We start from the raw sequence: 24,915 nt of genomic DNA on the forward strand, positions 1-24,915 counted from the left end.
TTCATCAGAGTTGCCGAACGGTAGTCTGGATATAGGCGATCTGCCGCGCCAGATCAGGCGGTGCTGGAAACGCCCCGTCGAGAACTGCCGTGCCGACCGTGAAACCGGCGGCACCGGCCGCGGCAGCCGCCCGGATACGCTCCGCCCGATCGAGCGAGCCGGCGACAATGACGGGCTTGTCCGCCACGGCTTCGCAGATCCGTCGCATCAAACTCGGCACGTCTCCCGTGAACCGATAGGCCAGCAAATCCAGCCCATGCACGCCAGGCCGGGAAGCCAGATCGACCGCGCTGCGCACGATCTCGGCCTCGGGCCCTTCGAGAATGCTGGGGTGCCCGGTGATCCGGCCGGGGAAGGGGAAATAGCGGATCGTCGTGCCTTCCAGCAGCCGCAGAACATCATCGACATGCGTGCCGCCCAGCAGATAATCGACGCCCAGAGCGATCCCGGCCCGCACCGAGCGAAGCTCGCTCTCGCGATCGAGCGAGACGACTTCCAGATAGATCTTCGCCCCGGCCTGCCGGATGGTACTGGCAAGAGCCTGAAGGGCTGCAAACGGCAGGCCGATATCCTTGAACCCGATATGGCGGACCCCCGCGGCTCGGGCGGTTTCGACCAGATCGGCTGCATTCTCCACCGTCCGGTCGTGGCGGGTCAGCATGAAAATGAAGTCAGGTCGGATCATGTCGCGGCTCCGGTGAGACGAATGGCGTAATCGAAGGCCGTCTCCAGGCTGGACGGATCGGCAACGCCGCGTCCCGCGACATCGAAGGCGGTGCCGTGGTCGGGACTGGTGCGCACGAAGGGCAGGCCGAGCGTGATGTTCACGCCCTGCGCCAGGCCCATATATTTCACCGGAATCAGCCCCTGATCATGGTATTGCGCCACCACGACGTCGAAGCGTTTCTGGCGCGCCTGCATGAACACCGTGTCGCCGGGCCAGGGGCCGGATGCATCGATGCCCTCCCGCCGGGCCTGTGCGATGGCGGGCGCGATGATAAGGGCTTCCTCGTCGCCGAACAGGCCGCCTTCCCCGGCATGGGGGTTGAGACCCGCCACGGCGACGCGCGGATGTTCGATGCCCAGTGCCTGCGCGCCCGCATGGGCCAGACGGATCGCCGCCATCTGCGCGGGATGATCGGCACGTCGGATCGCATCCCGCAGCGAGCAATGGATGGTCACCAGTACGACGCGGATATCTTCGTTCGCCAGCATCATGGCGACATCTGCGCCACCTGCCTGTTCGGCAAGGATTTCGGTGTGGCCGGGATAATGCAGGCCGGCGGCGGCGAGTGCTTCCTTATGGATCGGCGCGGTGACGATGCCCCGGACGGCACCGGTCTTTGCCAGCCGGATGGCGGCAATGATTGCCGCATAGGCGGCACGGCCGCTTTCGGCGCTGATCCGGCCTATGGGCGGCAGGGAAACGCCTTCCGATGACGCCAGGACGTTCAGCACGTCGTCGTCGAACCGGGCTTCGGCCGATATTGTGATCCGGCGCACGCGCGCCGCCGGATCGAGTGCGGCCAGCGCATGGCGCATCACCAGCGGATCGCCGACCACGATCCAGTGCCGCTGCACCGGTCGCCGCAGGAACATCCGGGCCACGATTTCCGGCCCGATCCCGGCGGGATCGCCCATCGTGACGGCCAGCGGCCGGGTGTGGCAGAAGGATGGTGTGGTCATGATGGTGAGAATAGCGGAACGGTGCCGGGGGAAAATCGATATGAACTGACCTGTTCCGGTGATAGAAACTGACCAATGAAGCGATCCGATATTCCGTCGCTGGACGATCTGCGCGCCTTCGCGGCGGTGGTGCGACTGGGCTCGGTGCGGGCGGCTGCCGTGGAACTGGCCCTGACGCATGGGGCGGTCAGCCGCCGGGTGTCCAAGCTGGCCGCCGAATTGAACCTGACATTGCTGGAACCGGACGGGCGTGGCGTGCGGCCGACCCGGGACGGCGAGCGGCTTGCCCGCGCGGCGAGCGACGCGCTGGGCGGGATCGCGGCGGCGCTGGCCGAGATCAGGTCGTCCGCCGCCGCGCCGCCGATCGTGCTGTCCTGCGAGCGGTCGCTGGCCATGCGCTGGCTGATCCCGCGCCTGTCGGACTTCCAGGATCGGCATCCCGGCATCGACGTGCATCTTTCGACCGGTGGCGGGGCGCTGGATTTCGCGCGGGAGCGCATCACGCTGGCGATCCGGCGCCTCGATTTCCCGCTCGATCCCGACTGGTCCGTCACCACGCTCGTGCCGGAATCGGTCGGGCCGGTGGTGCGGCCCGACATGGCGGAGCAGTTCGCGGGCGGAGATTATCTGGCGCTAGGGTCCCGGACCCGGCCCGAGGCGTGGAAGAACTGGTTGACGTCCCGGCCCGACATTCCCGCACCGCGCGACGTCCGTCTATACGACCATCATTTCATGATGCTGGAAGCTGCCGCCAGTGGCCTGGGCATCGCCCTGTCGCCCCGGATCATCGCGGCAGACGATGTCGCGAACGGGCGGCTGCTTGCGCCGGTCGGGTTCGATGCCGACGGGACGTCCTACGGGCTGATCCGGCCCAGGGGCGCGCAGATGACGGAAAGCGTGGAGGTTCTGGAAAGATGGCTCACGCAACAGGCTGGGTCATCCGTTTGGACGAGACCGTGAGATGAGAACTCCCTGAAGATGGAATGGCAGTTTTCCCCGTGCCTGTTCTTTACCGGAGTTTGACGGCCTATGATAATGCCTCAACGCGATGAAGCTGAGTAAGAAGGCCAGGCAGGATGCGCGCCGCAATCCGAAGTTATGGAGGTCATAGTACCAGAACGCGGCATAGTTTTGCGCAGCTTGTCCTTCCGCTTGTCGGGGCGCTGGAACTCGATATCGGCGGCCGGGGCGACAAGTTGAAAAGCGGACGTATTGCTTTCGTGGATCAGGAAACTGACCATGCTGAATATGCCTTGGGGCAAAACCGGTTTCTGGTCGTCGATATCGAGGCAGGGCTTATCGATCCGCCGTTGCGCGAGACAATGGCACGGCAACATTTCCTGCATCTGCCATCGCCCGCGCGTTATCTGGTCGACTTCATGCGTGTCTCCTGTCAGCAGGGCACTGTCTCCGCCGAACTCGTGACACAATGGGCGCCGCTGCTCTGCGCCAGCCTGATGGCGTACCACACAGGCCAGGATGACGGTCGGCTTGCTTCACTCATGCGCGCGATCGAGGTCAATCCGGGGGGCATCTGGACAACGACGGTCATGGCGCGGCTGGCTGGCGTCAGTCCGTCACGGCTGCACGTCCTGTTTCGCGAACGGACGGGGCTGACGCCACGCGCATGGGTGAACGCCGAACGCATCCGCCAGCTTCGACTCTGGATGAATGAGACGTCCGAGCCACTCGCCGCGCTGGCACTACGGGCAGGATTCTGTGACCAGAGTGCCATGACCCGCGCATTCCAGCGCGAGACCGGCATGACGCCGGGTGCGTTTCGTCGGGCCAGTTCCTGAACGCGACAGGTTTCTGGAGAGTCTGACAAAAAGCGCGAGCCCAGGACAAGACCGGACCGTGCACGCCTGCCAGACAGGAGCGCATGTCGAGTGTCTCATTTCCCGTCCCCCTGGTCGCCGGGTTGGCTTACGGTGTTGCTGCCGGAGCATGCTGGGGTGTCATCTTCCTTGCCCCCTTGCTGGTGCCGGATTTCAGCCCCTTTCAGCTCTCGGAGGCACGCTATATTGCCTATGGCGTGATGTCCGGCGTGCTGCTGCTTCCACGCTGGAGATCCGTCGCCGGCCGGATCCCGGTCGAGGGCTGGGGTGGCCTGTTCTGTCTCGGCGTCATCGGTAACATCGCCTACTATGTGCTGGTTGGTGCCGCGGTGAGGCTGACAGGCATTGCAACGACCGCGATCATCACCGGCTTCCTGCCGGTCCTGATCGCGGTGTTCGGCATGCGGGAGCCCGGTGCGCTTCAGGCCCGGACATTGTGGCCGTCGCTGCTTCTCATGATCACAGGCATCACACTGACCGGCATGGGTGCGTTTGGCCATGCGGCCGGCGGAACAAGCGACTGGGTTCACCGCGCGGAAGGGATGGCGTGCGCGGCGGCGGGTCTGGGTTCCTGGACCGCTTTCGCCATTCTGAATGCACGCTGGATGCGGCGTCTGCCCGATGTCGGCGCGGGAGAATGGGGCCTGGCGACGGGTGTCGCCACCGGCCTGCTCGGCCTGGCGGCGCTTCCATTCGCCGGATTTGGGTCGGGTGCGCATGCGACATCGTGCTGGCTTGGCTTCATCGGGGTTTCGATCGGAGTGGCGGTGATAGCTTCCGTGCTGGGGGGAACATTCTGGAACGCGTGCAGCAGGCGGCTTCCGATGACGCTGAGCGGTCAGATGGCGGTCGGGGAAACGCTGTTCGCGCTGCTATATGGATGTCTCTGGTCGGATCATGGACTTTCTGGGGTGCAGATCGTCGCGGTGATTCTTTTGATCGGCAGCGTCGCGATCAGCGCTGTCGCCCATAGAAACCTTTGACGCGGCCCTGCGAAGCGACGCGCGTATCCGGTCTCGACGGGGCGGGAGGCGTTCTTGCGGACACCCGGCCGGTGGGCGCATCCTTCCGTGGGACTTCACATCTGGCCGGGAGACGGATTTTGGTTTCTCTGTTTACGCCCCTGCGGGTCGGCGATCTGACATTGCCCAATCGGGTCATCATGGCCCCGCTGACACGCCAACGAGCCGGGGAGACGCATATATCGACTATCCCACCTTGGGCGAAGCCCGAGACTGACGGCCGGCTTTCCCCGAACTGTCCGTTTTTTATCCGCAATGCCGCCAGGTCATGGCGGCATCGTTTGTAATTGAACCGGGCTTTGGTGTGCCACCTGATCGGTTCCTGTCATGAACCAGACCAAGATCCTCTGGGGTTATGACCGCCACGCGGATCAAACATACCATCCGGTTACCGGCCGATCTCAGCATGCGGCCGGCCGGCTACGCGGCCCGCGAGAAGGTGCCAGGCGCTGATCGTGGAGACGGCTGAGCCGGTGCTCCAGCGTTTTCCTCAGCCGCGCCTGCAAAACTAGCGATCGATTATAGGGGCCGGGTTTTAGATGCGCAGCATGGGTCCGGGTCAGCGGGCCAAGCGGAAGGTACGGTCAGAAGGATCCAATTGTGAAAAGCAGATGTTCAGAATGACGATCTACTTGGCGTTTTTTTGTACCCATCCCGGAAGGCCATAAACGCTTCAGGCATTGCCGCGAACTGTTCGATGATAAAATCCGCGAAAGCCCTGACCTTGGGAGAGAGGCTGCGGGACGCTGGCCATATGATCCAGAGTGATTCGATGGAAAGACAATAATCGGCCAGAAGCGGCATCAGTTTCCCTGAAGCAATGGCGTCCCACGCAACGTAAACAGGCAGATGCACGAGCCCCAGACCACCGACCGCAGCCCGCAGTGCCGCATCGCTATTGTTGAAGATCATGGTTTCAGGCAAGCGAGGCTGCTCGTGAGGTGGGGCATAAACCCACGGAGCCAGCAGTCCGGTGTTGGGATAGCGATAACGTAAACAGCGGTGGTTCTGAATGTCGGCTGGTGCGAGAGGACGGCCATTTTCCTTCAAATAGGAAGAGCTGGCGCATGTGATGAAATGCTGATCGCCAATGCGACGTGCTATCAGCCGAGAATCCGCCAGATTGCCGCTTCGGAGAACGACATCAATATCCTCATCAATCAAATCAACAATTCGATCCTCGAGCGCGATATCGAGGTCGATTTCAGGATAGCGTCTCACAAAGTCCGCGATAAGCGGCATGAGAAGATGTTGCCCGACGATATGTGGCACATTCACCCGCAGGCGACCACAGGGTGCCGTCCGCGAGTGATGGAGAATTGCCTCGGCATCCCGGATGTCGTCCAGCGCCTGACGACACCGTTCGTAGAAAAGGGCGCCAGCTTCCGTCAGTCCAATGGTGCGCGTGGTCCGATTCAGAAGCTGTATACCCATGCGACCCTCCAGCCGTGAGACGCTCTTCGCAACCGCCGACGCTGTGATTCCAAGATGCTTGCCAGCTCTGACGTAACTCCGAAATTGAGCAGCAAAGACGAAAGGTTCCAGGCCGGATAGGGAATCCATCTTGTTGCTCCACGTTCAATTCCAGACATTATGTCCGCACAACAGAGACATTTGTTCTCTTTCATACGAATTGCAGAAATTATATCCTATATGAATGCAAGACACACTCTCTGCTTTGCCCTCCGCCTCCACCTACAACCTGAGACAGGCAATCCTTCAGCCGGTTCTTGCCGTTGGCACCGGAACAGGTTCCATGGGGCTGGCACTCTCGGCTCTTCCTCTGGTCTTGCACGATGCCTGGTCCCTGCCGCTCGCGACCATCGGCTGGACCATGGGAACCCAGTCCGTTGCCACGCTTCTGTCCCGCCTGTACGCGGGACGCCTGAGCGACAGGATGGGTGGTGGTCGGGCCCTGACACTTGGACTTGGCGCGGCCGCACTGTCCGGAGGGTGCTATCTAACCGCGCTTGCGCCATTATGGCCGCAGTCTATCGCACTTGCGCTGGTGCTGCTTGGCCGACTTTTCATGGGATTGAGCGAAGGTCTGATGGTGACAGGCGGCGGTGCCTGGATCATTGGTGCCGTTCCGGCAGACAGGGTGGGTGCTGGGATGTCGTGGTTCGGCCTTGCCATGTTTGCCGGACTTGCAGCGGGAACAACGGCAGGCATCATAATTGATCAGGCCGCCGGATTTGGAGCCGTAGCCATCCTTACCTCGACCCTTCCGATAGTAGGAATGATCCTGTCCGGCTGGCCTCGACGACCTGGTGAACATTCCGTCGCTCAGGGTGCTGTTCCATGGCGCCAGCTCTTTCGGACAGTCCTGCCAGCAGGCCTGCTGCTCGCGCTCTCCTCCATCGGGTTTGCGGTGATTTCCTCGTTCCTTGTTCTGGCATTTGGTCAGAAGAACTGGGGGCATGGGGGATATGCCCTTGCGGCTTTCTGCGTCGGTCACGTCGTGGCTCGTTTTGCGGGAGGACACAGGATCGACCGACATGCCGTACGAGTGTCTGGCTCCATGATGTTGGCGATGGAAACCATGGGGTTTGTTATGCTCTGGCTGGCGCCAAACCCTATCGTAGCCATGGTTGGAGCACTGATTAGCGGTGCGGGATTTTCCCTGATCTATCCTGTTCTTGCCATCCCATTCGCGCGCGTGGTTGTGCCCGCCTTCATCGGATCGGCAATGGGACTTTATGACATATTTTTTGACGTTGCTCTGGGCGCGGGATCGATCGCTGGCGGCATGCTGACGCGGAACTTTCCGGTGCAGGCTGTCTTCCTGATGGCGGCCCTTTCCTCCGGGGCTGCTCTGATCATGCTGGCGTCAACCAGCCGACATTCATGGATGAAGATGAAATGGGATGGAGAAAAATGATACGCCAGTCATAATACAAATCATAATTGGAATCATGAATAATTGCGGTTATTTCGTGCTGAACGAATATCGATAAAAAATCTGTAGGATATAATATTCATTTAATAGAGATTACTATTTCCATAGTTCTATCTTATGGGGGTGGCCGTGACGTCTGTATTTGGAAAATCTCTATAGTAACTTGAGTATTGCACCTGAAGCGAAACCGGTAGCCTCCGGAAAAAATATCGTCGGCGGAAGATCCGGCGGTGCCGATGACCATGCCGTCGATCAATCCGCACGGGCCGATCCGCATCGGCGACGGCGGCATTGAAGATCGTCACGAGCATTGCCAGCGCGACATCCGCCTGATCGCCTGCTCACGAAGCTGCTCCCGGACGTTGCAAGAATGCTCCGGCAGGCTTCAGGCCGAGGCAAGCCCCGCCCCGACGAACGCCTTGACGATAGAGGGCTCCGCGTGATCTCGCATTCTGCCAGGGGACGATCCGTTTTCCGCCATTCCTGAAAAATACCGGTACCGACAAAAATCGACGGTAATTTACGGCAGTCCCTCCGTTCCACATCGCGGGGCGGTGACGCGAAGCCCGTCGTGACGGACTGGATCCGATCCGGTCTCATGAGGACCCGCTCGAATCCAGCATCGCATGCTGATCGATCTGGTCATGTTACTGGTTAACGGCGGCTATCGCGGGCTGCCGCCGTGTCGGCATGTTCCGGGCCATAAAACACATTTCCGTCAGCTTTCCGGAATTGCCGTCACCGATCAGTCACCGATCACGTGACGATCTGCGGGCGGATTTTGCGCAAAAAGCGATGCTTGGAACAATCGGTGGGCCCGGTCATCTGCACGACAAACACTGTTTGCCGACGGGCGATCAGGGACTGATCCTGCCGCCTCGTGGACCGACGTCACGATAAAGTCACTCTCCACGCGCATCCCAAGGGTGATGATATCGTTCACATCGCCGGTTGCGGGTCGCCATGGTGGCGATTCTGCGGACACGCGGACAATGCGCGGGAGGGAACGGCATCATGGCGGAACCGGCCGGGACGGGGATTGCCGGGGGAAACCATCCGTCGCCGGCGCGCGACCTGGAGCGGATCGCCCGGCAGGAGCGCGCGCTGATCCTGCCCGGCCTGACAGAGGATGATGCCTGGCGTATGGGGTGCTGGCTGCGCCAGGCGGCCAGCACGCATGGTTATCCGATCGCGATCGACATTCGCCGGGGCGAGCAGACGCTGTTCAGTGCCTGTCTGGAAGGGGCGACGCCCGACAATCTGGGCTGGATCGCGCGCAAGACCCGCCTGACGGCGCGCTTTCACCGGGCCTCGTATGCGATCGGCCTGCAACTTGGCCAGGAAGGCAAGACGCTTGCCGAGCGGTTCGGCCTGTCCGAAGCCGAGTACGCCCCCTTCGGCGGGGCGTTTCCCCTGCGCGTGCGGGGGGTGGGGGTAGTCGGCACGCTGTGCGTTTCCGGCCTGCCGCAGCGCGAGGACCACCGGCTGGCGGTCGAGGCCCTGGCGGCGTTCATCGACATGTCGCCTGAGGCGATCCAGATCCCACCCTGAAGCGGAACGGATGATCTTGCAGTGCACGAATACGAATTTGTGAAGTGGCTGAAGAGACAAGTTCTTGCCGGGACGAGGGTGATGGCCTCTATGATCGGATCTTGTGCCCTGCCGGGCTCGGCGGAGGCGCTGCGCGGGCACGGGCGGATCGTCAGGGCAGTCGACCGTCCGGGCGGGACATGCCGATGGAACATCGCTCCATCCGCGCCGTTCCGTTTCGCCGTGCGGCGTCCTGCAGGTTTTTCATCCGATCTCTACGACAATCAATAAGACGAACAAGGGCCGGAGTCGGTGGCTCCGGGGGAGGGCGGAATGACGCATCCAACCGGATGGGGTCTGATAGGTGCAAGTAATGTCGCGCGGGAATGGATCGTCGATGCGATCCGTACCCAGCCCGGCGGAGAGGTTCGTGCGGTACTCAGCAGCGATGCCGGGCGCGGGGCGGCATTCGCCCAGGCCAACGGTATCGCCTATCACACGACGTCGCTACAGGATCTGTTGTCCAGGCCGGACATCGACGCGGTCTATATCAGCACCGGCAACCGGCTGCACTTCGAACAGACCATCGCAGCGGCACGGGCGGGAAAGCATGTCATGTGCGAAAAACCGCTGGCCCTGTCGGTGGAGCACGCAAGCGAGATGGTGCGCGTCTGCAACCATGCGGGCGTCGTCCTGGGGACCAACCATCATCTGCGCAATGCCGCCACGCACATGGCCATTCATGGCCTGATCGAGGACGGGCGGATCGGCGGGCTGATCGCGGCGCGGGTGTTTCACGCCAATTTCCTGGCTGCCGCCCTGCAAGGATGGCGCGTCAAAGACCAGGATGGCGGCGTGATCCTGGACAGCACGATCCACGATATTGACACGCTGCGTTTCCTGTTCGATGAAAATCCCGTCAGCGCCTTCGCCATGACGCAGAGCGGGCGCCTGGCGCGGGACGGGATCGAGGACGGCATCATGGCCGTCCTGCGTTTTCCCGGCGACGTGCTGGTGCAGATTCATGGCGGCTATACCACGCCGTTTTCGCCCGGCGGCATCGAAATCATGGGCGAGCGGGGCGTCATCATCGGCCGCGACTGCATGAGCCAGCAGCCGATCGGCACCGTGTCGGTACGCGACGCCGATGGCGAACATGAAATCCCATTGAAGCATCATAATCTTTACCATCGCGCCTTCGGCCTGTTCACCAGTGCCATCCATGGCGATGGCCGACCCGCCGCCACCGGCGAGGATGGCGTCGCCTCGCTTGCCATCGCGCTGGCCCTGCGCGAATCCGCCCGAACCGGGCGCGAGATCGGGATCAATGTGCCATGAAGCAGCCAATTTTTGCCGGCGCCGCCCATGGGAGCGCCCCCATTATCCGGTCACGCGCGCCGCAGCGCGAAGCGGTGTTGTCCAGCCCTGAGATCACCGTGGCGGACCTGCGCCGCGCGGCCTGGACCAGTTCGCTGGGCAGCGCACTGGAATATTACGATTTTGCGCTATACAGCCTGGCGTCGGCGCTGGTGTTTGGCCCGCTGTTCTTCCCGCACCAGAGCAAAAGTGTCGGGTTGATCGCCAGCTTCGCCACCTACTTCCTGGGATTTGCCGTCCGCCCCATCGGCGGTGTCGTGTTCGGCATGATGGGCGACCGTTTCGGGCGCAAGCTCGTCCTGCTGATCACGGTGACGCTGATGGGGGGCGCCAGCACCGCCATCGGCCTGATCCCCACCTACGCCAGCATCGGCATCTGGGCGCCGGTCATGCTGATCATGATGCGCCTGCTGCAAGGTCTCGGCGCCGGGGCGGAACAGGCCGGGGCCGCCGTGCTGATGACGGAATATGCCCCTACGGGCAAGCGGGGTTTCTATGCTGCCCTGCCGTTCCTGGGCATCCAGATCGGCACGGTCATTGCCGCCATCGTCTATTTCGCGTTGCTGTTCCATGTGTCCGACGTGGTGGGAAGCTGGCTGTGGCGCCTGCCGTTCCTGCTCAGTTCCGTCATCCTGCTCGTTGCCCTGTATATGCGTATGACGCTCAAGGAATCGCCGACCTTCGCGGGGATCGAGGAGGAGGAACGCGCCCAGTCGATGTCCCTGCCCGAGGTAGTGCGGGAATCGTGGAAGACGATCCTGCTGGGCATGGGCCTGCGCATGGCCGAGAATGGCGGGTCTTCGATCTATCAGGTCCTGGCCGTCAGCTATTCGGTCAACGTGGTGGGCATGCGCAATGCCACCGGCGCGCTGTCGCTGCTGTGCGCGGCTGTCGTGGGGGCCTGCGTGATCCCGGTGGCGGGAATGCTGAGCGACCGGTTCGGGCGCATCGTCGTCTATCGCGGGTTCGCCATCCTGCAGCTGGTGGCTGCCCTTCCGGTCTGGTACGCGCTCAGCTTCGGCTATCTGCCGCTGACGATCGCGGCATTGTCGCTGGCGCTGGGCTGCGCCACCTGGGGCATGTTCGGCACCCAGGGCGCGCTGCTGCCGGAAATGTTCGGCTCGCGCCATCGATATCTGGGCGTGTCGCTGACGCGCGAGGTTTCGGCCGTGCTGTCCGGCGGGCTGGCGCCGCTGGTGGGGTCCGTCATCATCGCGATGGTCAGCCGTCATGATACCGCGTCGGCCCATCCCGGCCTGATCGCGTGGCTGCCGCTGGCGCTGTACGTGATGGTGCTGGCGGCCATGACGATCGTGGCCACGCTGTTCGCCCCGGAACCGCGTAACCGCGATCTGCTGGACCGGCGGGATCTGATCAATAGCTGACATCCGTGGGTATCGGCAGAGTGTGCGGGCAGGACATGCTGCCTTGGGGAGTATGGGCGTGAGCGTTTTCTCCGGTCGGTCGACCGACCTGTTGACTGAATCCTTTCTGCGGGTCCGTGCCGGTGCGCCCCTGCTGGAGCATGTGCCCGATGGGTGCGACGTGCCTTCGGCAGAGGCGGCCTACCGGGTGCAGCACGCGACCATTCGCGCCCTGGGCGGGCGGATCGCGGGGTGGAAGGTCGGCGCCCGCACGCCGGAATCCGAACCGTTCGCGGCCCCGATCCTGGCCGCGACGCTGTTCGATGGCGGGACCATCCTGCCGCCCGGCCTGTGCCGGCATATCGGGGTCGAGGCCGAAATCGCCTACCGGTTCGGACATGCCCTGCCGCCGCGCGCCGCACCCTATACGGCCGGCGAGGTCTGCGATGCGATCGTGTCGGTCCATACCGCCATCGAGATCATCGATACGCGCTTCGCCGTTCCCGGCAGCCAGCCCGCACTGGACCATCTGGCGGACCAGCAGAGCCATGGCGCCCTGTTCGTGGGCCCCGGCATCACCGACTGGCGGTCCCTGGTGCCGCTGGAGGAACGGGTGATCCTGACCGTCGGTGACCGGGTGGTGGCGGATCATGTCGGCGGCAATTCCGCCGGCGACCCGATCCGCACCCTGATCTGGCTGGCCGGGCATGCGGCCCGTCATGCCGGGGGGCTGACCGCCGGCACGATCGTCACGACCGGATCGACCACCGGTACCCTTTTCGTCGACCCCGGCACGCATGTCCGCGCGACCTTCGCGCATCTGGGCACGCTGTCGCTGACCTGCGGCTGATCTTATTCCACCTGAACTGGAGAGCCTGAATGAAACCTGACATTCTCTTGATCGAGCCGATGCTGCCGCAGATCGAAAAGGCCCTGGACGATGCCTATGTCGTGCATCGTTTCACCGATGTCGCGTCGCTGGCGGGCGTGGCCGGGTCGATCCGCGGCATCGCGACCGGCGGTGCGACTGGCGTGCCCCCCGATGTGATGGCCGCGCTACCCGAACTGGGGATCATCGCGATCAACGGGATCGGGACCGACGCGGTGGACCTGAACAGGGCGCGCGAGCGCGGCATCCGCGTCACGACGACGCCCGGCGTGCTGACCGCCGATGTCGCCGATATGGCGCTGGGGCTGATCCTGATGGCGTGCCGGGGCCTGGGCACCGGCGACCGCTATGTCCGTGCCGGATCGTGGGGCAGGGAGCCGATCGCGCTGGGTCATGCGGTGACGGGGAAGCGGCTGGGCATTCTGGGCCTGGGGCAGGTCGGGCGCGCGATTGCCGCGCGGGCCGGGGCCTTCGACATGCCGATCGCCTATCACGATATCCGCGAGATTCCTGAAAGCGGCCATACATATTTCGCCGACCTGACCGAACTGGCGCGGCATAGCGACATCCTGGTCGTCGCGGCATCCGGCGGCGCGCAGTCGCGCAACATCGTCGACAGGACGGTGCTGGAGGCTTTGGGCCCCGACGGCGTGCTGATCAACGTCGCGCGCGGCAGCGTCGTGGACGAGGACGCGCTGGTCGCCGCGTTGCAGGCCGGCACGCTGGGGGGCGCGGGCTTGGATGTATTCCAGCACGAGCCCCATGTCCCCGACGCACTGAAGACGATGGACAATGTCGTCCTGCAACCCCATCGCGCCAGTGCCACGGTGGAAACGCGCCTGGCGATGGGCGACCTGGTGGTCCGCAACCTGGCGGCCTGGTTCGGCGGGGAGGCGCTGCTGACCCCGGTCGTGTAGCCGTCATGGAGCCGCCAGCCGGCATGTCCTGCCGGGCCTGGCGGGCGGGCGGGATCGGACGCGACGCGGCAGCGTCGTCGGCCCGGCTGCCGTCCGGGATGGGGATATCGTTTCTATTGTTCCAGGTGATCCGATGGACCGGCGCGGCGGCGAAGCGTCAGCCGCGCCGATCCGCATGGCGTTTATCCGATCAGAGAAAAAACAATGCGCTCCTCAATGTCGCATGCGTGCCGCCGCCTTGCGCGGCCTATGTGGATCGTGGCGGCACTGGCCGTCCTGTGCTGCCATCCGGCCCGCGCGCAATATCGTGGTCCGGTCGCCCTGACGGCGCCGTCCTTCTCGCTCGATACACCCACGGCCTATGCGAACACGCCGTTCACCCCGCCGGTCGAACATATCGTGCCGGCCTGGGGCAATGTCATCCAGAATCTCAATCGCAAGGGGATCGGCCTGGTCATCGACTATACCAGCGAAAGCGCGTTGGCGCTCGATGGCGGCAATCCCGGCGACGCGGGTTATGCGCACCAGATCGGCGTGCAACTGGATCTGGACTGGCAGAAGCTGGTTGGCTGGCGCGGCTTCGTGACCCATGCGGCTATCATCAATCGTGCCGGCCATAACATGGCTGCCGATTTCGGCGACAGGTCGCTCAACGGATTCCAGGAGATCTATGGCGGCGGCGGCAATACCGCCGTCCACCTGGTCTATGTCTACGGCACCCAGAACCTGTTCCATGACCGCCTGCAGATCGCGATCGGCAAGATGCCGGTCAATATCGATTTCTCGGCGTCGCCGCTCTTCTGCACGTTCATGAACAAATCCATGTGCGGGAACCCCAAGTCGCTGACCCGCGGCGCGGCGGGGTTCGGCACCTATCCGGGTTCGACCTGGGGGACGCGGGTGCGATATTGGCCGATGCACGGGGTCTATGCGCAGGCAGGGCTGTACGGCGTCAATCCGTACCTCAATACCAACCGCTACGACCGCACCGGATTCAACTTCAACACGAACCTCTATACGGGCATTTATATTCCGGTCGAAGTCGGCCTGATTCCGTCCTTCGGAAAAAACCAGCTCGTCGGCCACTACAAGTTGGGCATAGCCTATGATTCGGCGAATTATGCCAATAATTATTATGACATCAACGGCAATCCGCTGGCGCTGACGCACAAGGCGGCGCAGATGGACAACGGCAAGACGCAGATCTGGCTGGAAGGCGACCAGATGCTGATCCGCAACGGTCATGGTCCACTCAACGGATTCTATGTCATGGCCGGGCTGGTACGCAATACGCCGGAAAGCGGCCCGTATCTCTACGAATATTATTTCGGGGTGGTGGACCGGGGTTTCTGGCGCGCGCGTCCAGACGACACGTTCGGCATCGAGGTCTCGCGCACCACGGCCAGTCCCGAACTGGTCGCAACGCAATGGCTGGATTACGATGCTGGGCGTTCATTGCCCGCCAACGCAACCTATCCGCAAAGCCATATCAGCGTTCTGGAAGCCACCTATAACATCCATGTCTGTCAGGGGCTTTCGATCCAGCCCGACTATCAGCGGATCATGCGGCCCAACCTGCAACGCAACAAGCCCGCGATCGACGCGATCGGCCTGAAGATCCACGCGACGCTCTGACTCTGGCTGAGCGTGGCCCGGAACGTGAACGGCCGCCGGGAGACCGTCACGTCCGGCACGCACGGCCGAGGCGGATTGTCCCTCGCTCGGGCCCGGGAGCTGTGCGTACGCGTGCAGTGCATCGGGCTCACCCGGCTGGACGACGGTCCCGCTTTGCTTTCGAATGCCGGCTGGATGTGATGAGGCGCTCATTCTGGCGGAGGTGCGATCGTGGCTCATGAACTCAATCGCGGGCGGGTGTCGCCGGCGATCCTGCGCAATGCCGATCTCGACACGGAAGAGATCTGGCGGGTCCGCGTGGACCTGGCCGCCTGTCTGCGGGCGGCGGCGCGGCATGGACTTGAAGAGGGGATCTGCAATCATTTTTCCGCCCTCGTGCCCGGACATGCCGATCTGTTCCTCGTCAATCGCCTCGGCTGGGCTTTTGAGGAGGCGACCGCGTCCAGCCTGCTGATCTGCGACTTCGACGGCAACGTCCTGTCAGGCGACGGCGAACCGGAGGCGACGGCCTTCTTCATTCACGCCCGGCTGCACAAGACGGTGCCGCGTGTCGGCGCCGCGTTTCATACGCACATGCCCAATGCGACGGCGCTCAGCATGATCGAGGGTGAACCGCTTCTCTGGGCTGGGCAGACCGCGCTGAAATTCTACGGGCGCACTGTGGTCGACGAGGATTATAACGGCCTTGCGCTCGATGAGCGGGAGGGTGATCGCATAGCCGCCGTGCTGGGGGACAACGACATTCTGTTCATGAGAAATCATGGTGTCATGGTCTGCGCGCCGAATGTCGCAGAGGCCTGGGATGACCTCTACTATCTCGAGCGGGCGGCGGAAGTGCAGCTCAAGGCCATGAGTGCCGGACGGCCCCTGGTTCCGGTCAGGCCGGAGGTTGCCGCCGCCACGGCAAGACAGATGCGGGCAGGCGATCCGGAAAGTGCACGCCTGCATCTTGAAAGCATCAAGCGCGTGCTGGATGCCCAGGCACCCGGCTACAGACTTTGAACCCGAGATAGGCAAGGGGCTGCCGTCATGATGCGGCCAGCGTCGTGGCAACGGCCTGATCGAGATCCGTGTGCGGCTCCGTTCCCAGAAGCGTGACAAGACGGGAATTGTCCAGCCGCACAGCATGGTTCCAGAACGGGCGGACTTCCATGACCTCGCGCGGAAATCCGCCGAACGGCGAGAGCGCGCGCATCAGCCACCAGGGAAAGCGACGGACGGGCAGACGTGGCGTGTGGGCTGCCCGCCGGATCGCGGCGGCCATTTCTGAACCGTCCGCATCCCAGAGGCCGGCGAACTGGACACATTCAGCCGGCAGCAGGTGGCCGGCTGGTAATTCCAGCAGACGTACGATGGCCTCGGCCAGGTCCGGAACATAGGCCCAGGCGTGCCCGATGCCGGGTGAACCGGGATGGACGATCCGCTTCAGGGGCGGCTTTGCCATGGCCTGGGCGAACCAGCTCTGCCCGACATCCGGCCCGAAGAAATCGCCGGCCCTCACGATCAGGCTCGGAATATCAGGTGCCGCATGGGTAAGGCGATTTTCGAGTTCCACCCGGATCGCGCCCTTCTTGCCCTTGGGATGCTGCGGGGTCTCGCCATCGACCAGCGAGATTTCGGCCGGGTCGTAGTTGTAGATCGTGCCCGGCAGCACGATGCGCGCGCCTCCTGCCGCCCGTGCCGCGGCAATCGTGTTGTCGATCATGGGCAGGACCGTATTCTCCCAGTCCCGGTAGCCGGGTGGATTGACGCCGTGAAAGATAACGGAGACGCCCTGCGCCGCCCGGGTTGCGTCGTCGCGCGACATGGCATCCCCCATGATCCAGTGTGGAGCCTGCGCGTCCTTCCATCCCGTCGCTGCCCGGTCGGGCGTGCGGACCAGTGCGCGCACCTGCCACCCCCGTTTCAGCATGGCCCGCGTCACGGCGCCGCCCACCCCGCCGGTGGCGCCGAGAACAAGCATTGTCTTTGTCATGTCGGAGACTCCCGTGTTTTCGGGAAGGATCAGTGATTCCGGACTTGGTGGAAATTGACAGAAAACGTCATTCCGCTCATCAGAAAACGATGAGCAATGCGACACTGAACTGGGAAGACCAGCGTGCCTTCCTGGCCGTTCTCGACACCGGCAGCCTGTCGGCGGCGGCGCGATTGCTCGGGCTGACACAGCCGACGGTGCGTCACAGGATCGAGGCGCTGGAACAGGCCGTCGGGCAGCCGCTTTTCGTGCGCGGCGTGAACGGCCTGACGCCCACCGAAAACGCGCGGGACCTGGCAGGCTATGTCCGCCGCATGGATTTCGCTTCGGCCGCCTTTCATCGTGCGGCGGCCGGCGTTGCCGGAGAGGTGGCCGGAACCGTGCGGATCAGCGTGGCGGAGTTCATGGGCATCGAGGTGCTGCCGCCGATGCTGACGTCTCTTCGCGCACGCTATCCGGCGCTTGCCATCGAACTGGTGCTGAGCAACGAAACCGCCGATCTTCCGGGCCAGGAGGCGGACCTGGCCATCCGCATGCATCGTCCCCGCCAGGACGCGCTTGTCGCGCGGCATGCCGGCCGGATTCCTCTGGGTTTCTTTGCGACGTCCGCCTATCTGGAGCGGCACGGCATGCCCCGCGACACGGCGGATCTGGCCCGTCATGCCCTGATCGGTTCCGACCGCTCACAGGCGGACCGGGCTTTTGCCCGTATGCTGGAAGAGAGGTTGGGCCAGACATTGCCCTTCACCTTCCGGACGGACAGCCATCCCGCGCAACTGGCGGCAATGCGCGCCGGCCTGGGGATCGGCGTGACGCAGATCCCGATCGGGGAGCGCGATCTCATTCGGGTGATGCCGGACCTGGTCGTCGCCGAACTCGACGCCTGGATCGTCGCGCACGAGGATCTGCGTCACAGCCGCAGGGTTGACGCGGCGTTCCGGCATCTCGCCGGGGCCCTTGCCCGCTATTGTCGGGATGGCGTGGTTTCGTGATTCAGGGCGTGTTGGTGCGCGAAGCAGGTCGGTGAAGGCGTGCAAGGATGGAACCCTTGGGGCACGGCGGTCTGCCCACCAGCGTGTCATCTTCCCAACTGTCCCATAGCCCTTGCACCACCGCCAGGTGCTCGGCGGCAATGCGGTAGCGTTCATGGTGGGATGGTTGGGCGGCCCGGCTGAAATTGGCGGCGGTGTCTCCCAGCCAGGAGGTCACGACATTCCGCCGTCTGCGCCTGCTGGCGGTAGAAACGGATGTTCGTGCTGGCGCGGATGTCGCGGTCAGGGTGGCGCCAATCGTCCCAGGTCCGTCCGACCCCATGAAGGATGAAGCCGAGCTTGATGTGCCGATCCTGAGCCATGGTCCTGTCCTGGTCTGCTGTCGCGTGCAGCGTGGGCTGTGCGTGACGGCAGAACCAGCGAGAAATCGTCAATGGCCTTCAGGAGCCGCCTTGCCTTCATTGCCGTTTCTTTCCGTGAAAACAGGAAAGGAAAGGCGCGTCAGCGGAGTGGATCGATATATTCGACGTGCTTCTCCACCTCGTCGCGCGTCAGCCACAGGTCGCGCAGGGTCTTGTTGCTGAGATAGGATAACTGGTCGGTGTGATGTATCGAGCCCGGCTGGCTGGAATTGCCGTAGCTCAGCAGCCCCTTTGCCCTCATCGGGGTGGAGAAGCTGACGAGGGACACCCAGGTCTCGCCATGGAACGGTGTCCGTTCACCGTCTTTCATCGGCCCCCAGGTGATGGTGCGGAAGATTCCGGTGTTCCCGAACCCTCCATTGCCCGGCAGGTTCACATTGCCCAGATGAAAGCGCGAGACCTCCCCCAGGGGCCGATCGATCGCACCATAAAGCCGTCGCGTCTCAACGGCAGCCTGTGCGAGCAGGTCCACGGCCTGCGCCGGGCTCTTCAGGCCCGACGGGGTATGGATCGGGTCTTCCAGCGACCACGGGGTTGCAAAGTTCCGGAGGTCGGAAAATTTCGGGCCCATGAACAGGCGCGCCCAGGTCTCGAACAGAAGGGCGCCTTTACTGTCGGCGTCATCCGCGCCATCCCAGGCACTCAGGACCCGGACGGCGTCCCTGACATCGCGGCGATTGTCGTGCGCGGCGGCGGCCAGAAGGTCGGGCAATACGCGCTGCGCCATAAGCGCGTGCGTATTGAGCTTTTTCGACACGATATCATCGAACGACATCTTGTCGTTGCCCGCCAGCATCGTCGCCGACATCTGGGCGCGGAACGTCATCGGTCCCGTCACGGCGACATAGGCCGGATAGGCCTGGGGGTATAATACGCGCGGATAGGTTGCCACCCACGGCGGGTCGTTGGCATTCTGGACGAAACCGGTCGACGGATCGATGATTTTCGGAAGGTCGTCGTAGGCGACGATACCCTTGGGGATATTATCGGATGTGTCGCCGCGAACGTAATCGTTCCAGTCATTGAAATCCCCGCCCTCATGTTTCGGCAGGATTCCATTGTCGAGATACATGATATGGCCATCGCGATCCGCATAGACGATGTTGAACATCGGAATCTGCAGCTTCTTGAGCGCCGTCTGGAACTGATCGAAATTATGCGCCAGCGCCATGTCCCAATATTGCCGGAGCATGCCGGGACGGTCGAGGCCGGCCACATAGAGGGCGAAGGAACTGCCATCGGCCCGCTTGAAAACCGGTCCCTGCACGGCGTAATGCTGCGCGAAGCTTTTCGTCGCGACCGTTCCGTCCGGCATCTTCACTTTGTAGGACAGGGTCTTCGTCGTGAAGGCGTGCTTCCTGCCATCCAGACGATAGCCGTCGCCATCGGGCGTCAGCGTATAGCGGGTGGCGCCCAGGATCGTGTTGACGGTGTTGGTGAAGGCGACATCCTGGGTAAACGCGAAGCGCAGGATCGGCAGCCCCACCTGTGTCGCACCGTAAATGCTGAATCCCGGTCCGCTGATCTGGGCTTCGTAATAGGTGTAGAAGGCCGTGGCCCACGGCAGATGCGGGTTGGCCAGCAGCACCGCGTGGCCGTCGGTGGTACGTGAGGGGGCGATGGCCCAGGCGTTCGATCCGCCCGCCGCGCGCGCGGGCGGGTCGGGCAGCATCTTCTCTTCGGCGGCGATATAGACGTAATTCATCAGGCGAAGGGCATGGGCAATGACATCCACGCCGCTGACCGGCAGGACGGGTTTGACGTCGCTGGCGATTTCGTTCGGGTGGCTGGCTGCGTAATCGTTGATTCCGCGCGCGAAGGCGTCCATGTCCTTGCGGAAATCGGGTGTCTGCTGCGTGTACCAGATCTTCGCGCGGTTATAGACACCATTGGCAAGCAGCCAGCGGTCGGACTCTTCCTCTTTCGGCCCCCAATATTCCGCCGCCCGCCCACGGGCCGTTCCGTAAAGGCGCAGCAGGATGTCGGCGTGGCTATGGGCCTGCGCCCATCCGAAACCGTAGAAGGCCCCGGCCTGGGTGCGGGCATAGACATGCGGGACCCCGAACGTGTCCCAGAGAATCTCGCCCTGGCCCGTTCCCGTCGCGGGGGCGGCCAATCCCTGGCCGCCCATGGCCAGGGACGAGCAGACAGCACCGAGATAGAGCGCGGATTTCCACTTTTTATGGAGGGAAGGCACAAATATGCTCCTGAACATCATCTGCATGCATCGTCTTTTGTGTCTGTCGGAGGCAGTCCGGACCGGCTGTCAGAAATTCACCCCGACGCGGTCGTAACAATATCCCTCCGGTGGAGTGGAAAGGAGAAATCCCGGTATACCGACCCCGGCCCGGCAAGGCATTGAAGATCCCGTTGGCCGCGAGATACTGGTTGAAGAGAGCGTTGGCACCGATCCGATACTGACGAATGTATTGAGATTCAGGGTGATGTCCATATTGGCGATCAGCCGGGGCCGAAGCGCGTCTGAAGCGACACGCCTACCCGGCGATCCGGTCGGGCGACCCGCAACGCTTGTCTGCCCTGGTGCGTTGCTCTGGTGTCCATCTGGACAGGAGGATGTGGCCATGGCTCCGCGGGCAAGCTGGAAGGGCGCGCTCAGGATCGGGAAGCTGACCTGCCCGGTTGCGCTCTTTGCGGCGGTGTCGATGTCCGAACGGATTGCCCTGCACCTGATCAACCGCGAGACGGGGAACCGGGTGCATCGGCATTATATCGACAGCGAGACCGGTGACGACGTGGATCGGGACGATCAGGTCAAAGGATACGAGACGAAGAATGGCGACATCGTCCTGCTCGATCCGGAAGAGGTCGAGGCCGCCGTGCCCGACAGCGACAAGATGCTCGCAGTCTCCGCCTTCGTCCGCTGCGAAGAGATCGACGACGTCTATCTGGACCGGCCCTATTACCTCAGCCCTGCCGACCCTGCGGCGGAAGAGGCGTTCGCGCTGATCCGGGCGGGCCTCGATCAGCAGAAGGTCGCGGCACTGGCCCAGACGGTTCTGTTCCGGCGTGTGCGCACGCTGCTCATCAGGGCCTATGGGGAAATCCTGATCGCGACGACCCTGAACTTCGATGACGAGGTGCGCTCATCCCAGGACGCCTTCAAGGACATTCCCGACCACCATATGCCCCAGGAGATGCTGGATCTGGCGGCGCATATCATCGACACCAAGAAGGGCCATTTCGACCCGTCGGCATTCGAAGACCGGTACGAGGCGGCCCTCGCCGCACTGGTCGAGGCCAGGCTGAAGGGAAGGAAGCCCGCGCCGCTGCCCCGCCCGGCCGAGGGCAAGATCATCAACCTGATGGACGCCCTGCGCGAGAGTGCCGGCGCGGCACACCCCCCTGCCGGGAAAAAGACCCGATCGCGTTCCAGGCCCGCGCCGGGCCGCAAGGCGGGCTGACCCTATGGCACTGGAGACCTACCGCCAGAAGCGGGACTTCACCCGGACCCGGGAGCCGGCAGGGGAGGGCAGCCAGGCCGAGGGGCACCGTTTCGTCGTCCAGAAGCATGACGCGCGGCGGCTGCATTACGATTTTCGCCTTGAACTGGACGGCGTCCTGAAAAGCTGGGCGGTGACCAGGGGGCCGAGCCTGATTGCGGGCGAGAGGCGCCTGGCCGTTCATGTCGAGGACCACCCGCTGGATTATGGGGATTTCGAGGGCACGATCCCCAAGGGTCAATATGGCGGCGGGACGGTGGCGGTATGGGACCGCGGGACCTGGACACCGCTCGAGGACGCGGAAAAAGGGTTGTCCAAAGGCCATCTCGACTTCGAACTGCACGGCGAGAAACTCGCCGGGCGCTGGCATCTGGTGCGGATGAAAGGCCGGCCAAGCGACAAGCGCGACAATTGGCTTCTGATCAAGGGCGACGACGAGACGGCCCGGAGCCCCACCGATCCGGACATCCTCGAAGAGCAGCCCAATTCCGTCAAAACGGGCCGGACGATCGCCGAGATCGCCAACGGCACGCCGCCAGCCGAGCGGACGAAGAGAGCGCGAAAAGCAACCGAACCGGCGCCGAAAACGCAGAAAAATGCGCCGCCCACCGTGCAGGACCCACAGCAGATAAGGGGGGCAAAGCCCGGCGATCTGCCGGCGTTCGTCGAACCCGCCTTGGCCACTCTGGTCGCCAGACCACCCTCGGGGCCGCGCTGGATTCATGAAATCAAGTTCGACGGCTATCGGCTTGAGGCCCGGATCGAGCAGGGCACGGTCAGGCTCCTGACGCGGAGCGGTCTGGACTGGACGTCGAAATTCGGGTCCGCCGTTTGCGACGCGCTGGCGATGCTGCCGGTCAAGACGGCTCTGATCGACGGCGAACTGGTGGTCGAAAGCCGCTCGGGTGCCAGCAATTTTTCGGCGTTGCAGACCGATCTGAGCGAAGATCGGACGGACCGTTTCGTCTTCTACGCCTTCGACCTGCTGTACCTGGATGGCGAGGATCTTTGCTCGGCGACATTGAGCGACCGCAAGACGATGCTGCGCCACGTCATGCCGGAAACGCCTGGTATCCTGCGTTTCAGCGAGGATTTTGCCGATGATGGCGCGCTGGTCATGCGCCACGCATGTCGCCTCGGCCTGGAAGGTATCGTGTCCAAACAGGCGGACGCCCCCTATCGCTCCGGTCGGGGCAGGATCTGGGTCAAATCGAAATGCTCCGCGCGGCAGGAATTCGTCATCGGCGGCTATGTGCCCTCGACCACAGGCCGCAAGAGCGTGGGCTCCCTGGTGCTTGGCGTGCATGACGCGCAGGGGCTGCGCTATGTCGGGCGCGTCGGCACCGGGTTTTCAGCCCCTGTCGCCGACGACCTGTTTCGCGCCCTGGATGCCACCAGAACGACCGGAAGCCCCTTTGTCGACCAGCTTTCCGCGGCGGAAGCGCGCGGCGTGCGCTATGTGCGCCCCGAGCGCGTGGCGGAAGTGGAATTCCGTGCCTGGACGGCGGATGGCCGGCTTCGGCATGCGTCTTTTCATGGTATCCGTGACGACAAGCCAGCAGCGGAGATCGTACGTGAAATGCCCGTGCCGGACATATCGCCCCGCAGAGCCGGGGCAGAGCAGAAACGCACCGTCGCACTGACCCATCCGGACCGGGTGTACTGGCCGGATGCCGGCGTCACGAAGGAAGGGCTGGCCGATTACTATGCCGCCATGTGGCCGCGCATCGCGCCGTTTATCGTCGATCGGCCCCTGGCGCTGCTGCGGTGCCCGGAAGGGATCGAGGGGCCACGTTTCTTTCAGAAGAACGCCTGGAAGGGCATGAACGCCCATATCAAGGCGCTGGACGATCCTGCCAGTCAGGAGGGGGAGCATCTGATCGGTATTCACGATCTCGATGGCCTCATGGGGCTGGTGCAAGCGGCGGTGCTGGAAATCCACCCCTGGGGCGCATCCTGCCGCGACTGGGAAAGACCCGACGAACTGGTGATGGATCTCGATCCCGGCGAGGGCGTCGCATGGGCGCAGGTCATCGACGCGGCGCGGCAGGTGCGCGAGCGCCTGGAAGCGTCGGGCCTGACGGCCTTCGTCAAGACCTCCGGTGGCAAGGGGCTGCACGTGGTGGCCCCCCTGAAACCCGAGGCGGACTGGGAGACAGCCAAGGCCTTCTCCCGAACGCTGGCACAGACGATGGCCGCCGATCATCCGGACCGGTTTATCGCGACCATCACCAAATCGAAGCGTCACGGGAAAATCCTGCTCGATTATCTGCGCAACCAGCGTGGCGCGACCTCGGTGGCGCCTTACTCCACGCGCGCAGGCGCCGGCGCCCCCGTCTCGATGCCGCTGGGCTGGGACGAGTTGGGGGAGATCACCGGATCGGCGCAGTTCACGGTGGGCAATGCGATGGCGCGGCTCTCCTCGCTGCGTACGGACCCGTGGGAGGGGTTCCACGCGGCGCGGCATCCGCTCTGCGGATGAGAGCATGAGCGACCGTCGTCCATCGGCTCGCAGTACACCCGCCAAGTTCAACATCCAGTTTTTGGTCACACCAGACGCGAATCCTGCATAAGTTCACGGAGGCTATGCCGCCTGACGAAAATCATGACAAAATTCAAAACGGGCCAGTTGCACGGAGGCGGAGCAATTTTTTTTATTCGCGTAATATAGCCCACTGTTCGGCGTCGCACCACTCTCCATCCACGTCAATTGCCTCCTTACAGATTCCCTCGCATAAGAACCCCACTCGCTCAGCTAAACGACGCGACCGAATATTATCACAATGTATGTAACACACTAGAGGGTGTTATGTACTTTCGTGCGTGATTGGTTCAGTAATGCTGAATGACGCAAGTTCGGAAGCCGTATCCCTCTGACGTATCAGACGAAGAATGGTCGTTGGTTGTC

The 24,915-nt window shown here is 63.3% G+C and carries 22 protein-coding genes; 16 read left to right on the top strand and 6 right to left on the bottom strand.

Going from position 1 to position 24,915, the window contains the following annotated elements; all coding sequences use genetic code 11:
• Nucleotides 1-4: 4 nt before the first annotated feature.
• Both HLH35_RS18205 and pdxA read right to left on the bottom strand, forming a co-directional pair.
• Nucleotides 5-685 (bottom strand): type 1 periplasmic-binding domain-containing protein, encoded by a 681-nt coding sequence (locus HLH35_RS18205; RefSeq protein WP_182980497.1) that lies wholly within the window; start codon nt 683-685, stop codon nt 5-7.
• Nucleotides 682-1,686 (bottom strand): 4-hydroxythreonine-4-phosphate dehydrogenase PdxA, encoded by a 1,005-nt coding sequence (gene pdxA, locus HLH35_RS18210; RefSeq protein ID WP_182980498.1) that lies wholly within the window; start codon nt 1,684-1,686, stop codon nt 682-684. Before pdxA ends, HLH35_RS18205 begins: the two co-directional genes overlap by 4 nt.
• A gap of 75 nt (nt 1,687-1,761) precedes the next feature.
• Here pdxA and HLH35_RS18215 point away from each other — a divergent pair, with 75 nt between their 5' ends.
• The 3 genes from HLH35_RS18215 (at nt 1,762) to HLH35_RS18225 (ending at nt 4,507) form a co-directional block, all read left to right on the top strand.
• The gene (locus tag HLH35_RS18215; protein WP_182980499.1) at nt 1,762-2,646 is read left to right on the top strand and encodes a LysR family transcriptional regulator; all 885 of its coding nucleotides are present in this window, start codon (nt 1,762-1,764) and stop codon (nt 2,644-2,646) included.
• 260 nt (nt 2,647-2,906) lie between these two features.
• Nucleotides 2,907-3,485: a helix-turn-helix domain-containing protein gene (locus tag HLH35_RS20340; RefSeq protein WP_182980500.1), complete on the top strand. Its 579-nt coding sequence runs from the start codon at nt 2,907-2,909 to the stop codon at nt 3,483-3,485.
• 83 nt (nt 3,486-3,568) lie between these two features.
• A complete protein-coding gene (locus HLH35_RS18225; RefSeq protein ID WP_182980501.1) occupies nt 3,569-4,507 on the top strand; it encodes a DMT family transporter in 939 nt (312 codons plus the stop codon).
• Nucleotides 4,508-5,161: 654 nt separating this feature from the next.
• Here the strand turns inward: HLH35_RS18225 and HLH35_RS18235 are convergent.
• Nucleotides 5,162-6,109, bottom strand: a complete 948-nt coding sequence (locus HLH35_RS18235) for a LysR substrate-binding domain-containing protein (protein WP_182980502.1) — start codon at nt 6,107-6,109, stop codon at nt 5,162-5,164.
• A gap of 193 nt (nt 6,110-6,302) precedes the next feature.
• On the opposite strand from HLH35_RS18235, the gene HLH35_RS18240 reads away from it, so the two are divergent.
• The 10 genes from HLH35_RS18240 to HLH35_RS18285 all read left to right on the top strand — a co-directional run bounded on the left by HLH35_RS18240 (nt 6,303) and on the right by HLH35_RS18285 (nt 16,159).
• Entirely contained in the window at nt 6,303-7,427 is a 1,125-nt protein-coding gene (locus HLH35_RS18240) for an MFS transporter (RefSeq protein ID WP_246385207.1), read from the top strand.
• 248 nt (nt 7,428-7,675) lie between these two features.
• Nucleotides 7,676-7,888: a hypothetical protein gene (locus HLH35_RS18245; RefSeq protein ID WP_182980504.1), complete on the top strand. Its 213-nt coding sequence runs from the start codon at nt 7,676-7,678 to the stop codon at nt 7,886-7,888.
• A 183-nt stretch (nt 7,889-8,071) separates the two neighbouring features.
• On the top strand, nt 8,072-8,209 hold the full coding sequence (locus HLH35_RS18250) for a hypothetical protein (RefSeq protein ID WP_182980505.1): 138 nt from the start codon (nt 8,072-8,074) through the stop codon (nt 8,207-8,209).
• A 250-nt stretch (nt 8,210-8,459) separates the two neighbouring features.
• Entirely contained in the window at nt 8,460-8,996 is a 537-nt protein-coding gene (locus HLH35_RS18255) for a heme-degrading domain-containing protein (RefSeq protein ID WP_182980506.1), read from the top strand.
• A 312-nt stretch (nt 8,997-9,308) separates the two neighbouring features.
• Nucleotides 9,309-10,313, top strand: a complete 1,005-nt coding sequence (locus HLH35_RS18260) for a Gfo/Idh/MocA family protein (protein WP_182980507.1) — start codon at nt 9,309-9,311, stop codon at nt 10,311-10,313.
• Nucleotides 10,310-11,737 carry an MFS transporter gene (locus HLH35_RS18265; RefSeq protein WP_182980508.1) on the top strand — a complete coding sequence of 476 codons (1,428 nt, stop codon included), beginning with the start codon at nt 10,310-10,312 and terminating at the stop codon, nt 11,735-11,737. The genes HLH35_RS18260 and HLH35_RS18265 overlap by 4 nt, the downstream gene beginning before the upstream one ends.
• 52 nt (nt 11,738-11,789) lie before the next feature.
• Nucleotides 11,790-12,566, top strand: a complete 777-nt coding sequence (locus tag HLH35_RS18270) for a 2-keto-4-pentenoate hydratase (protein WP_182980516.1) — start codon at nt 11,790-11,792, stop codon at nt 12,564-12,566.
• 29 nt (nt 12,567-12,595) lie between these two features.
• Entirely contained in the window at nt 12,596-13,522 is a 927-nt protein-coding gene (locus HLH35_RS18275) for a 2-hydroxyacid dehydrogenase (RefSeq protein WP_182980509.1), read from the top strand.
• Nucleotides 13,523-13,726: 204 nt separating this feature from the next.
• Nucleotides 13,727-15,157, top strand: coding sequence for a carbohydrate porin (locus HLH35_RS18280; RefSeq protein ID WP_246385208.1), 1,431 nt, complete (start codon nt 13,727-13,729; stop codon nt 15,155-15,157).
• 210 nt (nt 15,158-15,367) lie between these two features.
• Entirely contained in the window at nt 15,368-16,159 is a 792-nt protein-coding gene (locus HLH35_RS18285) for an aldolase (RefSeq protein ID WP_182980510.1), read from the top strand.
• 25 nt (nt 16,160-16,184) lie between these two features.
• Here the strand turns inward: HLH35_RS18285 and HLH35_RS18290 are convergent, their stop codons facing one another.
• On the bottom strand, nt 16,185-17,132 hold the full coding sequence (locus HLH35_RS18290) for an NAD(P)H-binding protein (RefSeq protein ID WP_182980511.1): 948 nt from the start codon (nt 17,130-17,132) through the stop codon (nt 16,185-16,187).
• 89 nt (nt 17,133-17,221) lie between these two features.
• Here HLH35_RS18290 and HLH35_RS18295 point away from each other — a divergent pair, with 89 nt between their 5' ends.
• A complete protein-coding gene (locus HLH35_RS18295) occupies nt 17,222-18,124 on the top strand; it encodes a LysR family transcriptional regulator (protein WP_182980512.1) in 903 nt (300 codons plus the stop codon).
• A gap of 152 nt (nt 18,125-18,276) precedes the next feature.
• On the opposite strand, the gene HLH35_RS20420 is transcribed toward HLH35_RS18295, so the two are convergent.
• Together HLH35_RS20420 and HLH35_RS18305 are read right to left on the bottom strand one after the other, a co-directional pair.
• Nucleotides 18,277-18,486 carry a hypothetical protein gene (locus tag HLH35_RS20420; protein ID WP_246385209.1) on the bottom strand — a complete coding sequence of 70 codons (210 nt, stop codon included), beginning with the start codon at nt 18,484-18,486 and terminating at the stop codon, nt 18,277-18,279.
• Between the two features lie 139 nt (nt 18,487-18,625).
• Nucleotides 18,626-20,743: a penicillin acylase family protein gene (locus HLH35_RS18305; RefSeq protein ID WP_220790767.1), complete on the bottom strand. Its 2,118-nt coding sequence runs from the start codon at nt 20,741-20,743 to the stop codon at nt 18,626-18,628.
• 385 nt (nt 20,744-21,128) lie between these two features.
• On the opposite strand from HLH35_RS18305, the gene ku reads away from it, so the two are divergent.
• Together ku and ligD are read left to right on the top strand one after the other, a co-directional pair.
• Nucleotides 21,129-21,968 (top strand): non-homologous end joining protein Ku, encoded by an 840-nt coding sequence (gene ku / locus HLH35_RS18310; protein WP_182980513.1) that lies wholly within the window; start codon nt 21,129-21,131, stop codon nt 21,966-21,968.
• Between the two features lie 4 nt (nt 21,969-21,972).
• On the top strand, nt 21,973-24,489 hold the full coding sequence (gene ligD / locus HLH35_RS18315) for a DNA ligase D (RefSeq protein WP_182980514.1): 2,517 nt from the start codon (nt 21,973-21,975) through the stop codon (nt 24,487-24,489).
• Nucleotides 24,490-24,915: the final 426 nt, after the last annotated feature.

The sequence above is a fragment of the Gluconacetobacter asukensis genome (genome assembly GCF_014174375.1).
Lineage (GTDB): Bacteria > Pseudomonadota > Alphaproteobacteria > Acetobacterales > Acetobacteraceae > Gluconacetobacter > Gluconacetobacter asukensis.

Coding starts and splice junctions, on each gene's coding strand:
- HLH35_RS18280 (WP_246385208.1), top strand. CDS start 13,727: ATGCGCTCCTCAATGTCGCATGCGTGCCGCCGCCTTGCGCGGCCTATG.
- HLH35_RS18205 (WP_182980497.1), bottom strand. CDS start 685: ATGATCCGACCTGACTTCATTTTCATGCTGACCCGCCACGACCGGACG.
- pdxA (WP_182980498.1), bottom strand. CDS start 1,686: ATGACCACACCATCCTTCTGCCACACCCGGCCGCTGGCCGTCACGATG.
- HLH35_RS18295 (WP_182980512.1), top strand. CDS start 17,222: ATGAGCAATGCGACACTGAACTGGGAAGACCAGCGTGCCTTCCTGGCC.
- HLH35_RS20420 (WP_246385209.1), bottom strand. CDS start 18,486: ATGGCTCAGGATCGGCACATCAAGCTCGGCTTCATCCTTCATGGGGTC.
- HLH35_RS18275 (WP_182980509.1), top strand. CDS start 12,596: ATGAAACCTGACATTCTCTTGATCGAGCCGATGCTGCCGCAGATCGAA.
- HLH35_RS18270 (WP_182980516.1), top strand. CDS start 11,790: ATGGGCGTGAGCGTTTTCTCCGGTCGGTCGACCGACCTGTTGACTGAA.
- HLH35_RS18255 (WP_182980506.1), top strand. CDS start 8,460: ATGGCGGAACCGGCCGGGACGGGGATTGCCGGGGGAAACCATCCGTCG.
- ligD (WP_182980514.1), top strand. CDS start 21,973: ATGGCACTGGAGACCTACCGCCAGAAGCGGGACTTCACCCGGACCCGG.
- HLH35_RS18290 (WP_182980511.1), bottom strand. CDS start 17,132: ATGACAAAGACAATGCTTGTTCTCGGCGCCACCGGCGGGGTGGGCGGC.
- HLH35_RS18265 (WP_182980508.1), top strand. CDS start 10,310: ATGAAGCAGCCAATTTTTGCCGGCGCCGCCCATGGGAGCGCCCCCATT.
- HLH35_RS18240 (WP_246385207.1), top strand. CDS start 6,303: ATGGGGCTGGCACTCTCGGCTCTTCCTCTGGTCTTGCACGATGCCTGG.
- HLH35_RS18215 (WP_182980499.1), top strand. CDS start 1,762: ATGAAGCGATCCGATATTCCGTCGCTGGACGATCTGCGCGCCTTCGCG.
- ku (WP_182980513.1), top strand. CDS start 21,129: ATGGCTCCGCGGGCAAGCTGGAAGGGCGCGCTCAGGATCGGGAAGCTG.
- HLH35_RS18260 (WP_182980507.1), top strand. CDS start 9,309: ATGACGCATCCAACCGGATGGGGTCTGATAGGTGCAAGTAATGTCGCG.
- HLH35_RS18235 (WP_182980502.1), bottom strand. CDS start 6,109: ATGGATTCCCTATCCGGCCTGGAACCTTTCGTCTTTGCTGCTCAATTT.
- HLH35_RS18225 (WP_182980501.1), top strand. CDS start 3,569: ATGTCGAGTGTCTCATTTCCCGTCCCCCTGGTCGCCGGGTTGGCTTAC.
- HLH35_RS18250 (WP_182980505.1), top strand. CDS start 8,072: ATGCTGATCGATCTGGTCATGTTACTGGTTAACGGCGGCTATCGCGGG.